The sequence below is a fragment of the Enterococcus sp. DIV0358 genome, from assembly GCF_051713465.1.
GTDB lineage: Bacteria > Bacillota > Bacilli > Lactobacillales > Enterococcaceae > Enterococcus > Enterococcus faecalis.
On sequence record NZ_JBIOPX010000001.1, the window covers coordinates 320,830 to 336,272 of the forward strand.

Below are 15,443 nucleotides of genomic sequence, written 5' to 3' on the forward strand. Positions count from 1 at the left end.
ATAATTTCTTATATGGAAAAGGAGGGTTTCGATGAAAGAAACAAAACCTTACGGAACAGTCTTGTTAAAAGCGGCTAAAATCATGGACTGTCTAAGTTTACAACCCGATCAAACCTTACAGGAAATTGCAAAGAATACCGAAATGACGGCATCAACGGCAATCAAAATTTTAGAAACCTTAACATTAATTGGCTATGTTCAAAAAGACACGAACAAGACGTACCGCTTAGGAACAAAATTGATTCGCTATGCGAATCAAAGTGTGGAGCAAATCGATTTAGCTGAAATTGCGGTACCTTATTTAGAAAACCTTCAAAATACGGTCGATGAAACCATTCATTTAGGGATTTTAAATAATAATGAAATTCTGTATATCAATAAATTAGAACCGAAAAATCAAACGATTCGCATGTCCTCGAAAGTGGGAATTACTCGACCTTTGTATAATTCGGCCATGGGTAAAGCCGTTTTAGCAGAATTTTCGGAAGAACAAGTGCAACAATATTTAGACACGCAGACATTAATTCCCTATACCGAAAATACGATTACCAATCCCTTGCGTTTGAAAAAAGAATTAAAACAAGTGCAACAAACGGGGGTTGCTTACGATGATGAAGAAATTGAACAAGATATTTTCTGTAGCGGAGTATCTTTAATGAAAGATGGCGAAATTGCGGGTGCTTTTAGTGTAAGCATGCCGAAATATCGTTTGACAGAGGAAAATAAAACGACGATTAATCAAGCCCTTTTAGCAACAAAAGCAGCGATTGAAGCGAAATTATAGTAGAAAAAGAAAGACAAACAAAAGTCGATTGGGATTTTTGTTTGTCTTTCTTTTTTTATTTTTGTAAAAACGTTTGCATTTTCTTTTTTTATCTGTATAATGAAGTTGTGAATTTCTTTATAATAAATATATATTTCTAAATAAGAAATGAGGGAGTCTGTTGAAGCGAGTATCAATTTTACAAAAATTAGAAAATGCTGGCGTGATTGCTGTGGTTCGCGGAAAGACAAAAGAGGAAGCGCTAAAAGCTAGTCAAGCCATTGTAGCAGGCGGTATGCGGGGGATTGAGTTAACCTTTACTGTTCCTCAAGCAACAGAAGTGATTCAGGAATTAGTTGCGTTATACCAAGAGAATCCTGACGTAGTCATTGGTGCGGGGACAGTTTTGGATGCTACGACTGCTCGTTTAGCTATTGTAGCAGGGGCTGAATATATTGTGAGTCCAAGCTTCGATGAAGAAACCGCTAAAATTTGCAATTTATATCAAGTTCCCTACTTGCCAGGCTGTATGACCATCACAGAAATGAAAGAAGCACTGAAAAGCGGAGCAGATATTATTAAACTATTTCCGGGAAGTGTTTATGGACCGAGTGTTATTTCGGCATTTAAAGCGCCATTGCCTCAGTTAAATATTATGCCAACGGGTGGTGTCAGTTTGGAAAATATGGCCGAGTGGTTTGCTGCAGGTGTGACGGCTGTCGGTGTTGGTGGCAATCTGTTAGCGCCAGCAGCAACTGGGGATTTTGAAAAAGTTCGTGAGGTTGCCCAAGCCTATATGGAAAAATTCCAAGCAATCAAAGGGGTGTAGGCACATGGGGAAAGTCGTAACATTGGGAGAAATCATGTTGCGTTTGTCCACGCCTGTCGGAATACGCGTAGCACAAACAGAAAATTTCGCTGTACATTACGGCGGTGGTGAAGCGAATGTAGCGATTTCGTTAGCGAACTATGGCCACCAAGTGACTTTTGCTAGTAAAGTGCCCGATAATTCATTAGGAGAAGCCGCCAAAAAGCATTTAAGTCGTTATGGGGTTTCAACGGAATTTGTACGAACTGGCGGAACACGCCTAGGAACGTATTACTTGGAAACTGGTACAGGAGAACGAGCAGCCAGTGTTGTCTATGATCGCGCCTATTCAAGCTTTGCTCAAATCGAAGAAATGGAATGGGACTTACATGAGCTGTTTTCAGGAGTAGAGATCTTTCATATTTCAGGGATTACAGCGGCGTTATCAAAAAATTGGCAAAGTATGACGGTTGCGCTAGTTAAAGCAGCGAAGCAAGCAGGGTGCCAAGTAAGTTTTGACATTAATTATCGAGGAAAACTTTGGTCCCAGAAAGAAGCGAGCGTGGCATTGAAGGCCATTCTTCCATTTGTTGATATTTGTTCAGCTGGGGTATTAGATGCTCGTTATTTACTGGAGATTCCAGAACCAGAGGAAGAACTTGAAGACGCATTAACGTGGTACTACCGAAAAATGCAAGAACGTTATCCCAACATTCAAGTATTTTATTCAACCAAACGTCAAGTTCATTCAGCGACAGATAATGAATTAATCGGAACGCTATGGTACAAAGGTGCGTATTATACGTCTAAATGTCATCGATTACAACCGATTGTTGACCGTGTCGGTGCCGGTGATGCGTTTGCTGGTGGGGTTTTACATGGTTTATTAGCTGCCTATGATCCACAAACCTGTATTGATTTTGCGACAGCGGCTAGTGCGTTAAAACATACTATCCATGGTGATTGTAATCAATTTAGTCAAAAAGAAGTCCTTGCTTTTTTGGCAACGGGCTCAGGAAAAATAAATAGATAGGAGATTTTAGTTATGCAAAATATGGAAACACGTTATACACATAGTCCGGCGGATATCCGTCACTATTCAACAGAACAATTGAGAGATGAATTTTTAGTAGAGAAAGTTTTTATTCCAGGTGCAATCAGCTTAACCTACACACATAATGATCGGATGATTTTTGGTGGTGTGACACCGACCACAGAAGAATTAGAAATTATTTTGGACAAGGAATTAGGAGTTGATTATTTCTTAGAACGTCGTGAACTAGGAGTTATTAATATTGGGGGACCCGGCTTTATTGAAATTGATGGCGCCAAAGAAACAATGAAAAAACAAGATGGCTATTATATTGGGAAAGAAACAAAACATGTTCGTTTTTCTTCAGAAAACCCTGATAATCCAGCGAAATTTTACATTAGTTGTGTGCCAGCACATCATAAATATCCGAACGTAAAAATTAGTATTGATGAAATTACCCCAATGGAAACGGGTGATCCATTAACATTGAACCAACGTAAAATTTACCAATACATTCATCCGAACGTTTGTGAAAGTTGCCAGTTACAAATGGGCTACACCATTTTAGAACCAGGTAGCGCTTGGAATACAATGCCTTGTCATACACATGAACGTCGTATGGAAGCGTATGTTTATTTTGATATGGAAGAAGATACGCGGATTTTCCACATGATGGGTAAACCAGACGAAACGAAACATTTAGTAATGAGTAATGAACAAGCAGCCATTTCACCAAGCTGGTCAATTCATTCTGGGGTTGGTACAAGTAATTATTCCTTTATTTGGGCCATGTGCGGAGAAAATATTACGTACACAGACATGGATATGGTTGCAATGGATCAATTAAAATAAACCAAAGAAAGAGGAGAAAACATGGAATTTAAAATGAATGATTTTCAATTAGATGGAAAAGTAGCGTTAATTACAGGTGCTGTTTATGGGATTGGCTTTGAGATTGCGAAATCCTTAGCTGAAGCAGGAGCAACAATTGTTTTTAATAACTTATCTCCTGAATCAGTTGAACAAGGCTTGGAAAATTATCGGGCTGCAGGGATTGAAGCACGTGGTTATGTGTGTGATGTCACTGATGAAGAGCAAGTTCAAGCGATGGTTGCTCAGATTAAAGAAGAAGTCGGCTCTATTGATATTTTAGTCAATAATGCGGGAATTATTAAACGAATTCCAATGGTGGATATGTCAGCAGAAGAGTTCCGTCAAGTGATTGATGTTGACTTGAATGCGCCATTTATTATGGCAAAAGCGGTTATTCCAGATATGATTGAAAAGGGCCATGGCAAAATTATCAATATCTGTTCAATGATGAGTGAACTAGGTCGTGAAACAGTTAGTGCGTACGCGGCAGCAAAAGGCGGACTAAAAATGTTAACGAAAAATATTGCTTCTGAATATGGACAATATAATATTCAATGTAATGGGATTGGACCTGGCTACATTGAAACGCCACAGACGGCGCCATTAAGAGAACCAGGGCATCCATTTAACGAATTCATCTTGGGACGAACACCTGCTAATCGTTGGGGCACACCAGCAGACTTAGCTGGCCCAGCAGTTTTCTTAGCATCTAACGCTTCTGACTTTGTTAACGGACATATCTTATATGTCGATGGTGGAATTTTAGCTTATATTGGAAAACAACCATAATAAATAAGTAAAGGAGCGAGATTAGCAATCTCGCTCCTTTACTTATGGCTAGCCTTCTACTAAAAACTCACATAAAAGAAAGAAGCAATCGCCACAGCAAATGAAATAATAGCAAACACTAAGCTACTCCATAGTCCTAACAGAATAAATGGTGAGGTTCTTTTGCCGCCCTCTTTCTTTAAGTAGGAAAATGTCCGTCCAGTAACAATGAATTGCCAGATACTAATCAATAAAAAAATACCGCCAATTAAGTAACGCATGTCCTCGTCCTCCTTCTATTTAGTATACCACTTGATGAAAACGTTATCAAAACGCTGTATAAAAAAGTTGCCTTTCAAAAAAGAGAAAGGCAACTTTTTTGACGGTTTAACGGACGTCACCCATTAAGTTTTGGATTGGTTTTTTCACAATGAATAAGAGAATCCCAGCAACGACAGCTACAAGTCCGACAATCCCAAAATATGCTGACTCTGTTCCAGGTGTATAGAAACGAGCAATTTGAGCGTTAATGGCTTGTGAAGCGGCATCTGCTAATAACCAAATAGCAACGGTTTGAGCTTCGAAAGCTTTCGGTGCTAATTTTGTAGTAATCGATAAGCCAACGGGAGATAAACACATTTCTCCGACAATCATAATGAAGAAACTAAAGAATAACCAAAGTGGACTCACCCGTCCTTCGGTACCATAAAGTAGACCTGGCAACATTAATAAGACGAAGGAAAGACCAGCAAAGACTAGCCCTAGTGAAAACTTCACAACTGTTGATGGTTGACGTTTACCTAGTTTTGTCCATAATGTAACAAAAATAGGGGTCAAAATAACTACGAATACAGGATTTAATGATTGGAACCAGCTAGCGGCAATCGGGAAGCCAAACAAACTCGTTTGCGTCCGTTCATTTGCAAATAGAGCAAGAATAGACGAACCTTGTTCTTCCAATGACCAGAAAACAATTGCTGCTAAGAATAATGGCAAGTAAGCCAGAACTTTTGGTTTTTCTTCAGCAGTGACATCTTTAGACGTTAACATTTTGCTGAAATAATAAACTGGTAACAGGATTCCTAACACGCTGATGGTATTAATAAAGAAATCAATTGTTAAATGTCCTGTGACATAGGCGCCACCAAAAATAAGTAAAGCAACGACAATTGCCAACATAAATGCTTTAGCAAATTTCTTTTGCTCTTCTTTAGACATTGGATTAGTTGGGGCCTGACCAATTCCAGCCAGAGATTTACGTCCTTGGAAATAATATTGTAGTAGCCCGAAGAACATTCCTACTGCGGCAACGGAAAAGCCTAAATGATAATTATATTCTTGTCCTAAAGTTCCGACAACAAGGGGAGCGATTAAGGCTCCGATATTAATCCCCATGTAAAAAATGGAGAAGCCTGCATCTCTACGTAAGTCAGTTTTTGAATAAAGATGGCCAACCATCCCTGAAACGTTTGGTTTTAACATCCCAGTCCCAAATACAATTAACATAATAGAAACGAATAAGGCGGGGACACCAAATGGGGTAGCGAGAACAATATGTCCAGCAATGATTAACAAACCACCAATAAAAACAGTTTTCCTTGAACCTAAGACACGGTCAGAGACCCAACCGCCAATGATACTGGACATGAAAACCATTGATCCATAAATGGACATGATGGCTAAGGCAGTTGCTTTGGGGAGACCTAAACCGCCATTGGCTACGGTATCGTAAATGTAATACATTAGAATAGCACGCATGCCGTAGTAACTGAAACGTTCCCACATTTCTGTGAAGAACAGTGTTGCTAGTCCTTTCGGTTGTCCCAGAAAGGATTTGTCTAATTTCTCAAGTTGTTCTTTGTCACTCATAGATAAAACTCCAATTCTTATAATATTCAGAATATTTGATAATAAAATGACTTAAATGTAGATTCATATATTTTATTACTCATAGATTGGAAAATAGAAAGAGAAAAAACTGATTATGTTTTTAAATAACAAGCGTTCGAGCGATTGTTTGTTTTTTATTCGTGAATTATGATAAAAATGAATATTTATTCTGCTTTATTTTCAATAATTTGTTTTCACAGTCGTTTTAGCTGTTCTTTTTTTGAATAAGATTAAAATGAATAAATAACAAGCAAAATATAAGATTTTTTTGTTTAACTCTTTTTGTTTCAATAGGAAGTGCTTAGTGTTTTTTCAGAATCGAAAAATGAATACGACAAAAAATTTATCTATATAATAGAAGGAAAAATAAAAATAGTGAATGATAAAAAAAATTCAAAGAAAACACCTGTTCTTTTTAGGCGTGAGTTTTTGAAAAAAACATTCTCATGTCTAGTATATTTAACATTTTGTTACTTTTTGACTGAAACGAATGTAAAAAAACCGACATTTAAGGGCTAATCAAGGGTTAGAAAACGGTTTCTCAAAAATAAAATCCTGTTTTTTTAACTTTTTTTCGCAAAATATAAACAGGATAATATCAAGCTTCCGGCAGCTTTTTATTACAAAATGTAACAAAACCGACATTCTAGTAATAAATTGTCACGAGATATTCACCTACGGCCGGCCATTCGATGATAAAGTATGTGAAGTCGTTTCGATAAAGCGAAGCAGACGTGGTTGTTGCCGAGTGCTAAGAGCAACAATCAAATATTTTTAATTACAAAGGAGAAACATACATGAAATCAATCAAAACGATTTTACTTGGAACAACTTTGGCCGCAGGTTTAGGATTATTCTTAGGAACAGACGCAAACGCAGAAAGCTTATATACAGTTAAAGCAGGAGATACTTTATCAACAATTTCTCATCAATTTGCAGGAGACAATAGCTTAATTCAAAAAATTGCTTCTGATAACAAATTGCCAAACCTTGATTTAATTTTTGAAGGAGAACAATTAGTTATTCGTTCAGAAAAAGAAGTTGCTAATACTCCAGCACCAGCTGTAGAAGTTGCACCAGTGCAACAAGTAGTTGAACAACCTGTTGCACAACCAGTACAACAAGAAGTACAACAACCTGTTGCTCAAGAAGTAGCGCAACCAGCAGCACCTGCCGCAAGCAGTGATGCAAAAGAGTGGATCGCACAACGTGAATCTAGTGGTTCTTACGATGCAACAAACGGCCAGTATATCGGTCGTTACCAATTATCTGCCTCTTATTTAAATGGTGACTATTCACCTGCCAACCAAGAACGCGTGGCAGATCAGTACGTAGCAGGTCGCTATGGTTCATGGGATGCAGCTAAATCATTCTGGTTAGCAAATGGTTGGTACTAAAATTAAATAAACGAAGTAATCTAATTACTTATTAAAAACCATAAACAAAAAAACAGTAACCTGTAAAGATTACTGTTTTTTTTGTCGATTTGTTAAGGTACAACGCCCCACGCTCGTCAATTGGTGGTCTGCGTTATATATTTTTGCTTCCCAAACTTGAAGGGTCTTTCCCGAGTGATCGGGCGTCGCAATCACGGTAAGGCTACCATCATGGACACTACGAAGATGATTTACTTGTAAGTCTATGCCGACAGCAAAAATGTTTTCAGGAACGTTTTCGTTCGCACCTAAACTACAGGCAGTTTCAATTAAGACGCCGTTTAAGCCCCCGTGGACAAGGCCATAGGGTTGTTTATGCACGTCTTTTACCGCTAAAGTAAGCTGACATTTCTCAGCAGAAACGTGTTGAATCGTGATACCTAAATACTCTAAAAGATGAATAGTAATCAGTCCTTTCTAATAAAAGAGAGAATAAAAGGTTTTTTATTTATTATACAGGAATGAAGAAAATTTGAAATAGCCATGTTTTTTCTTAAAATTCAAGCGACTTTTTCTCTAAAGTGCCGATTCTTGTGTATAATAGAAAAGATGAGATTAATGAAGGAGGTTTCCTAATGAGAAACTGGACAACAATTAAAGAATATGATGAAATTTTATTTGAGCAAGAAGGCAAAGTAGCAAAAATTACTATCAACCGCCCGCATGTTCACAACGCATTCACACCAAAAACAGTCATGGAAATGATTGATGCATTCAACATTAGTCGTGATAAAGAAGATGTCGGGGTTATTATTTTAACAGGCGCAGGTGACCAAGCATTCTGTTCTGGTGGCGATCAAAAAGTTCGAGGTAATGGTGGTTACGTTGGCGAAGACAACATTCCACGTTTAAATGTGTTAGATTTACAACGGTTAATCCGTGTCATTCCCAAACCAGTCATCGCAATGGTGAAAGGCTGGTCCATTGGTGGCGGCAATGTTTTACAATTAGTTTGTGATTTAACAATTGCGGCTGAAAATGCTAAGTTTGGGCAAACAGGACCAAATGTCGGTAGCTTTGATGGTGGATACGGCTCAGGTTACTTGGCGCGCGTTATCGGCCATAAAAAAGCGAAAGAAGTTTGGTTTATGTGTAAACAGTATTCTGCTCAAGAAGCTTTAGATATGGGCTGGATTAATACCGTTGTTCCATTGGATCAAGTAGAAGATGTGACAATGGAGTGGGCAGAAGAAATGTTAACCAAAAGCCCGATTGCTTTACGGATGATTAAAGCCTCTTTAAATGCCGATACAGATGGCTTGGCTGGTGTGCAACAATTAGCTGGTGATGCGACACTTCTTTACTATACAATGGCTGAAGCACAAGAAGGCCGAGATGCATTTAAAGAAAAACGGACACCAGATTTCGATCAATTCCCTAAATTCCCATAAACCAATGACTTGGTTAAATAAACAAGTACAAAAACGTCCCGATCATCCTGCTTTTTATTTTCAGGATGAATCTTGGACGTTTTTAGAAGTGCAACAAGAAGTCAGCCATTGGGTAGCCACATATCAACAGGTGCTTGCACCAGAAGAAAAACGTGTGGCTTTATTCAGTAAGAACAGCAAAGAGTTGTATTTTTCAATTCTAGCCTTATGGGAATTGGGGAAAGAGTTATTATTTTTAAATACGCATTTGACACTTGCTGAACTGACTTTTCAGTTAAAAGATGCGCAAGTTAAAACGATTATTGGTGCGCCTGAAACGCAGGCTTTGTTAGAAGAAATTTCTTTTGTCGACGTTCAGCCAATGATTAAAAAACAGCATAGTCTTTCACATCAGGAGTTTCAACAGCCAAGTGACTTAGAGTCGGTGGCTTCTATTATGTATACATCGGGAACTACAGGACAGCCTAAAGGGGTCTTGCAAAGGTTTAAAAATCATCTGGCCAGTGCTAGAGGCACTCAAGAAAATATGGGGATTACTGCTGAAGATTGTTGGTTGTGTGCAGTCCCATTATTTCATATTAGCGGATTGTCGATTGTTGTTCGACAACTCGTCTTAGGTTGTAGTATTCGCCTTTACGATAAATTTGATGAACAGCAAGTGACACAAGATTTACAAGAAGGCCGTGGAACCGTCATTTCAGTGGTTGCGACAATGTTACAACAATTATTGTCTGTCTATCCTGAAGCTGGCTACAGCGTCAGCTTTAAAGGAATGTTATTGGGCGGCGGACCGATTGCACCGGATAAATTAGCGCAGTGTGAGGAAAAAGGGATTCCAGTCATTCAATCTTATGGGATGACGGAAACGTGTTCGCAAGTTGTTGCCTTGAAATTTGAAGATGCGGCACTGAAAATCGGCTCTGCTGGGCAACCGTTAAAAGATATGCAGATCAAAATTGTTGATGAACTAGGACAAGAACAGCCAGAAAAGCAAGTCGGGGAAATTTTACTTAAGGGACCAAACGTTGTTTCAGGTTACCTTAACCATCGTCAACCTGAAAAATGGACAGCAGATGGTTGGTTTAAAACAGGCGACATGGGCTATTTAGATGCACAAGGTTACCTGTATTTGGTTAGTCGTTTAAGTGAACTCATTATCTCTGGTGGTGAAAATATTTACCCCACTGAGGTTGAACAGGTGTTACAGGCGATAACAGGAATTAAAGCAGCGGCAGTTGTAGGAGAACCAGATGCGCAATGGGGAGCCGTCCCAGTTGCATATGTGATTAGTGACCAAGAAATCACCTTAGCGCAAATTCAAGACCAGTGTTCACGAAAACTGGCAAAATATAAACGACCGAAACGCATTTATTTTTGTCATTCTTTCCCGCAAACAGCGAGTGGAAAGATTGCCAAACATCGTTTCATGACAGAAGAAAGAGAGGCGTTTTTAATCAGATGAAATTGCCTGATGAATTACGACAAGCCTATCAGAAGAATGCCCGTCAGTTCAGTTGGGTTTTTCCATTAGAAACAGAACAAACAGCCTTGGCAATTTTTGCCGCTGGTGAAAAGGCATACCAAGGAGAACGTTTTTTTTGGCAAACGCCGAAAAAAGATTTTGCTTTGGTTGGCTTCGGATATGAAACTATCTTAAAAGGCGCAGAAACAGAAACGCATCAATTGAACAACTTTTTAAAAAAAGAGGCGGCAACTCGTTTTCAAAATATGTCTATTTCTGGTACGGGGGCTCTTCTGTTTGGCGGTTTGCCTTTTGATACAGAACAAACGCCTACTGAGGCCTGGGGAGAGTTAGGGGAAGGTTGGTTTTATCTACCAAGTATTCTATTTACTTTTTCAGGTTCACGTATTTATGGAACGCTGAACTTTTCAGGTTCTAGTGAACAAGAAGTCGAGGAACGTTGGTCGACTTTGGTGGCTCAGTTTGATCGCTTGTTAGCTACCTGTGAGGAGTTGCCAGCTGTAGCGGAAACAAAGATTGACAAGGAAGAAGTTGCCGTGACTGAATGGCTACAAGCTGTCAACGAAACCGTAGCAGTCTTAAGAGAAGATGGCCCTTTAAAAAAAGTGGTTTTGGCTCGACAACTTGCTGTGAGCAGTCCTGAAAAAATTCGAAGTAACCAAGTGCTCGTTAATTTAATGGCACAACAACAAAATACGTATTTGTTTGCTTTAGAAGCCAAAGACACAAGTTTCATTGGTGCAACACCAGAACGACTTCTGTTGGGTACTAAAGAAACGTTTGCGACCGCTTGTATTGCAGGAACCATTAAAACGGGTCAAACACCAGAAGAAACGAAAACTTTAGGAGCACAACTTTTACAAGACCGCAAAAATACCGGAGAACACCAAATTGTGGTGGAACGTTTAGCGAAAGAGTTGGCGAAGATGACGACTTCTGAAAACAGTATTCAAGCACCCATTATTTTGGAAAATCGAGATGTACAACATCTTTATGTGCCAATCTCGGGTCAACGTAAGCCGGGAATTTCGTTCTTGGAAAGTGTGATGCAACTACACCCAACGCCAGCTTTAGGCGGTGAGCCCAAAGAGTTGGCAGTCGAATGGATTCGACAATATGAGCCAGGGAGTCGTGGGTTATATGGTGCGCCAATCGGTTGGATTTCAGGGAATGATGATAGTGGCGAGTTTGCTGTGGCCTTGCGTTCAGGTGTCTTTGCTGGTCAGCAAGGCGTTCTTTATGCAGGTTGTGGTATTGTTGCGGATTCCAAAGCAGAGCTAGAAAGAGAAGAAACGAAAATAAAATTTCAACCGATGTTACGAGGAATTGGAGGGCAGGTTTAATGAATCATCAAGAAACAATGACCGATTATTTAATAGCCTTTATTGAAGGCTTAAAAAATAGTGGGGTTGAACAAGCAGTCATTAGTCCAGGGTCCCGTTCCACACCACTGGCTTTATTACTTCATCGGGAAACCGCAATCCAAACTTTTGTCGATGTCGATGAACGTTCCGCTGCTTTTTTTGCTTTAGGATTAAGTAAAGCGAGTCAAAAACCAGTGGTCTTACTTTGTACCTCTGGAACAGCAGCTGCAAACTATTATCCAGCAATTTGTGAAGCCAATATTAGCCATGTACCCTTAGTCGTTTTAACAACGGATCGGCCGCATGAGTTACGTCAAGTTGGCGCTCCTCAAGCCATGGACCAATTACAAATGTATCAAAATCATGTGAAATTATTTGTTGAAATGGCTTTGCCAGAAGCAACAGAAGAGATGTTGAATTACGCCTATTGGCAAGGCGCTAAAGGAACAGCTTTCGCGCAACAAACGCCTGCAGCACCTGTTCATTTGAATTTTCCTTTGCGGGAACCATTATTACCTGACTTAGAGAGAAAAACAAAGAGTTCTCAACAAACGGCTTTATTCGCTGGTCAATCAATCCTTTCTACAGAACAAGTGCAACAGTTAGCGGATCAATGGTACCAGAAAAACGGCGTCTTGGTTGTCGGTGGCAGTCATACAGAGGAAGAAGCGGCGTTATTTATTCAATTAGCCGAAGCTTTGAAATGGCCTTTACTAGCGGATCCTTTAGCAAACATTGTGACACATGGTCAAAATAGTGAAGTTGTTATTGCACACAGTGATCTGTTTCTAAATGTGGCGACCTTGCCACAAGAACCAGAAGTGGTAGTGCGTTTTGGTTCGCTGCCAATTTCTAAAAACATCATGTTATGGTTGAAACGCTTAGCAACGACAGAGACTGCTTTTTATTTTGTGGACGAAAATGGGCAATGGCAAGAGCAATTGAAAAAATCACAAACAGTTATTCAGGCAAAGGAAACTACGTTTGTAGAACAATTGCTAACGGTTGTCAAACCAACAGAAGCGACTTGGTTAGCACAATGGCTCCTGCTGGAAAAAACGGTCTCTGAAGTTCTTCTAGAAACGCTGAACGCGACAGAATTAAATGAAACAACAGCCAGCTTAGCTGTTCACCAAACAATGAAAGAGAACGGTCAGTTATTTGTATCTAATAGTATGGCTATCCGCTACTTAGATCGATTTATGGATAGTCGCCCTTATCGGATGTTTGGAAATCGCGGCATCAACGGGATTGATGGGATTGTTTCAACTGCTTTAGGAATGAGTGCCGTAGCACCGACACAGCAAAACGTTCTACTGATTGGTGATTTAGCGCTATATCATGATATGAATGGTTTATTTTTGGCTAAACGTTATCAGTTGCCGTTAACAATTGTTTTATTAAATAACAATGGTGGCGGGATTTTCTCTTTTCTATCTCAACGAACTTTACGTGAGGACGATTTCGAGCCTTTATTTGGAACACCGCTTGATTTAGATTTTTCGTTAGTTGCTGAACTTTACGGTGCTTCGTACCAAGAAGTCAAAACAATCGCGGAGCTCAAGCAAATTTTACAAGCAGCGGCTGAAGAACCACAATTTCAAGTGATAGAAGTCAAAGGAAATCGCCAAGAGAATGTTCATTTGTACGAATCAATTTTAGCTGAAATTGGTAGACGAGTAGAAAGACAGGGGATTTCATGGAACGGTTAATTCGGGGGATGCAGTACCATTATCAATGGTTAACACCTTTTGATGCAAAGCGAACGACAGTAGTCTGTTTACACGGTTTCACAGGAACGTTAGCCACGTTTGCAGCCGTTTTTCCCAGTCAAACACCTTATAACGTTTTAGGAATTGACTTACCTGGGCATGGCGCGACTGCTAGTTTGGTAGCACCAGAGCGTTATACCATGAAACAGGTTTGCCATGATCTTGCTGAACTAACCGAATCGCTAAATTTGCCTTGCTTTTGTTTATTAGGCTATTCAATGGGCGCTCGAACAGCTTTAGGTTTTGCATTACATTATCCACAAAAGGTACAGCATCTTTTATTGGAAAGTGGATCACCAGGTTTGGCCACCGCCGCAGAACGTCAGGCTCGTATCTGTCAAGATCATCGTTTGGCGGAACGTCTCTTAGAGGAACCGCTTGTGGATTTTATTGATTTCTGGCAAGAATTACCGTTATTTCAAACGCAAAAAGCCTTGTCTGTGGCACAGCAAATGGCCATTCGGCAGGAACGTTTGAGCCAATCGGCCTTTGGATTGGCTAGTAGTTTGTGGTATATGGGGACAGGAGCGCAAGAGAGTTACTGGGAACGTCTAGCAGAATTGCAGCCGATTCCTACCGATTTATTGGTAGGCGGCGAAGATCAAAAATTTATTGGGATTGCGAAAAAAATGCAGGTACGTCAACCGTTGTTGAGGCTGACAATTTTTCCTGAAGCAGGACATTGTATCCATTTAGAACAACCAACGATTTTCTATGAAAAGGTGACAGCGTTATTGGAAGGAGCTATCTGAATGAACATTCAATCAATTGAAACCTATCAGGTTCGTTTGCCTTTAAAAACGCCGTTTGTCACGAGCTATGGTCGCCTGGAAGAAAAAGCGTTTGATCTATTTGTAATAACAGATGAGCAAGGAAATCAAGGGTTTGGCGAATTAGTGGCTTTTGAGCAACCTGATTATGTGCAAGAAACGTTGGTAACCGAACGCTTCATCATCCAACAGCATTTAATTCCGTTACTTTTAACAGAAGCGATTGAACAGCCGCAAGAGGTTTCAACAATTTTTGAAGAAGTTAAAGGACATTGGATGGGAAAAGCTGCGTTAGAAACTGCCATCTGGGATTTATATGCCAAACGGCAACAGAAGAGTTTAACTGAATTTTTTGGACCAACGCGGAGGAAAATTCCTGTAGGGATTAGTTTAGGGATTCAAGAAGACTTACCTCAATTACTTAAACAAGTTCAGTTAGCTGTAGAAAAAGGGTATCAACGAGTGAAGCTGAAAATTCGTCCCGGTTATGATGTGGAACCCGTTGCTTTGATTCGTCAGCATTTTCCTAACTTGCCTTTAATGGTCGATGCAAATTCAGCGTATACATTGGCAGATTTGCCTCAATTGCAACGTTTAGATCACTATCAATTAGCGATGATTGAACAGCCTTTTGCTGCAGATGATTTTTTAGATCACGCACAATTACAAAGAGAACTGAAGACAAGAATTTGTTTGGATGAAAATATTCGTAGTCTCAAAGACTGCCAAGTGGCGTTAGCATTGGGCAGTTGCCGTAGTATCAATTTGAAGATTCCTCGTGTAGGTGGGATTCACGAGGCGTTGAAGATTGCCACATTTTGCCAAGAAAATGATTTATTGGTTTGGTTAGGTGGTATGTTTGAGTCTGGTGTTGGTCGCGCATTGAATTTGCAATTTGCGTCACAGCCTACCTTTTCCTTTCCAGGTGATATTTCAGCAACGGAACGCTATTTTTATGAAGATATCATCACGGAACCTTTTATTTTAGAGCAAGGGACAATGACCGTGCCTCAGGGACTTGGTATTGGTGTTACACTTTCCCAGACGAATTTGCTAAAATACAGTCAGTATCAAAAAATCATGTAATGATAA

The 15,443-nt window shown here is 39.7% G+C and carries 15 protein-coding genes; 12 read left to right on the forward strand and 3 right to left on the reverse strand.

All coding sequences use genetic code 11. The features are described 5' to 3' along the window. The first annotated feature begins 31 nt into the window (after nt 1-31). The 5 genes from IGK70_RS01650 (at nt 32) to IGK70_RS01670 (ending at nt 4,266) form a co-directional block, all read left to right on the forward strand. A complete protein-coding gene (locus IGK70_RS01650) occupies nt 32-784 on the forward strand; it encodes an IclR family transcriptional regulator (protein WP_002355294.1) in 753 nt (250 codons plus the stop codon). Nucleotides 785-944: 160 nt separating this feature from the next. Further along, the gene (locus tag IGK70_RS01655; protein WP_002367887.1) at nt 945-1,592 is read left to right on the forward strand and encodes a bifunctional 4-hydroxy-2-oxoglutarate aldolase/2-dehydro-3-deoxy-phosphogluconate aldolase; all 648 of its coding nucleotides are present in this window, start codon (nt 945-947) and stop codon (nt 1,590-1,592) included. Nucleotides 1,593-1,596: 4 nt separating this feature from the next. Continuing rightward, nucleotides 1,597-2,604, forward strand: a complete 1,008-nt coding sequence (locus IGK70_RS01660; protein ID WP_077932730.1) for a sugar kinase — start codon at nt 1,597-1,599, stop codon at nt 2,602-2,604. A gap of 12 nt (nt 2,605-2,616) precedes the next feature. After that, nucleotides 2,617-3,456 carry a 5-dehydro-4-deoxy-D-glucuronate isomerase gene (gene kduI, locus IGK70_RS01665; protein WP_002355301.1) on the forward strand — a complete coding sequence of 280 codons (840 nt, stop codon included), beginning with the start codon at nt 2,617-2,619 and terminating at the stop codon, nt 3,454-3,456. 21 nt (nt 3,457-3,477) lie between these two features. After that, complete coding sequence (locus tag IGK70_RS01670) at nt 3,478-4,266, forward strand: gluconate 5-dehydrogenase (RefSeq protein ID WP_002362994.1); 789 nt, start codon at nt 3,478-3,480, stop codon at nt 4,264-4,266. A gap of 59 nt (nt 4,267-4,325) precedes the next feature. Here the strand turns inward: IGK70_RS01670 and IGK70_RS01675 are convergent, their stop codons facing one another. Both IGK70_RS01675 and IGK70_RS01680 read right to left on the reverse strand, forming a co-directional pair. Continuing rightward, nucleotides 4,326-4,526, reverse strand: a complete 201-nt coding sequence (locus IGK70_RS01675; protein ID WP_002355314.1) for a hypothetical protein — start codon at nt 4,524-4,526, stop codon at nt 4,326-4,328. Nucleotides 4,527-4,632: 106 nt separating this feature from the next. After that, entirely contained in the window at nt 4,633-6,114 is a 1,482-nt protein-coding gene (locus IGK70_RS01680; protein ID WP_002355315.1) for a peptide MFS transporter, read from the reverse strand. Between the two features lie 818 nt (nt 6,115-6,932). Between IGK70_RS01680 and IGK70_RS01685 the strand changes: the two genes are divergently transcribed. Beyond that, nucleotides 6,933-7,532, forward strand: coding sequence for a LysM peptidoglycan-binding domain-containing protein (locus tag IGK70_RS01685; RefSeq protein ID WP_002355317.1), 600 nt, complete (start codon nt 6,933-6,935; stop codon nt 7,530-7,532). Between the two features lie 69 nt (nt 7,533-7,601). Here the strand turns inward: IGK70_RS01685 and IGK70_RS01690 are convergent, their stop codons facing one another. Beyond that, on the reverse strand, nt 7,602-7,982 hold the full coding sequence (locus IGK70_RS01690; protein WP_173962489.1) for a PaaI family thioesterase: 381 nt from the start codon (nt 7,980-7,982) through the stop codon (nt 7,602-7,604). A 110-nt stretch (nt 7,983-8,092) separates the two neighbouring features. Between IGK70_RS01690 and menB the strand changes: the two genes are divergently transcribed. From menB to menC, 6 genes are read left to right on the forward strand one after another with little or no spacing between them, the layout of a single operon-like run. Beyond that, entirely contained in the window at nt 8,093-8,962 is an 870-nt protein-coding gene (gene menB, locus IGK70_RS01695; protein WP_002383695.1) for a 1,4-dihydroxy-2-naphthoyl-CoA synthase, read from the forward strand. Nucleotides 8,963-8,966: 4 nt separating this feature from the next. Next, on the forward strand, nt 8,967-10,424 hold the full coding sequence (locus IGK70_RS01700; RefSeq protein ID WP_002373213.1) for an o-succinylbenzoate--CoA ligase: 1,458 nt from the start codon (nt 8,967-8,969) through the stop codon (nt 10,422-10,424). Beyond that, nucleotides 10,421-11,788, forward strand: a complete 1,368-nt coding sequence (locus IGK70_RS01705) for an isochorismate synthase (protein WP_002373216.1) — start codon at nt 10,421-10,423, stop codon at nt 11,786-11,788. The genes IGK70_RS01700 and IGK70_RS01705 overlap by 4 nt, the downstream gene beginning before the upstream one ends. Then, nucleotides 11,788-13,521, forward strand: a complete 1,734-nt coding sequence (menD, locus tag IGK70_RS01710; protein WP_002373218.1) for a 2-succinyl-5-enolpyruvyl-6-hydroxy-3-cyclohexene-1-carboxylic-acid synthase — start codon at nt 11,788-11,790, stop codon at nt 13,519-13,521. The genes IGK70_RS01705 and menD overlap by 1 nt, the downstream gene beginning before the upstream one ends. After that, nucleotides 13,509-14,333: a 2-succinyl-6-hydroxy-2,4-cyclohexadiene-1-carboxylate synthase gene (menH, locus tag IGK70_RS01715; protein WP_002373220.1), complete on the forward strand. Its 825-nt coding sequence runs from the start codon at nt 13,509-13,511 to the stop codon at nt 14,331-14,333. Before menD ends, menH begins: the two co-directional genes overlap by 13 nt. Further along, complete coding sequence (gene menC / locus IGK70_RS01720) at nt 14,334-15,437, forward strand: o-succinylbenzoate synthase (protein ID WP_002373222.1); 1,104 nt, start codon at nt 14,334-14,336, stop codon at nt 15,435-15,437. The last annotated feature ends 6 nt before the right edge of the window (nt 15,438-15,443 follow it).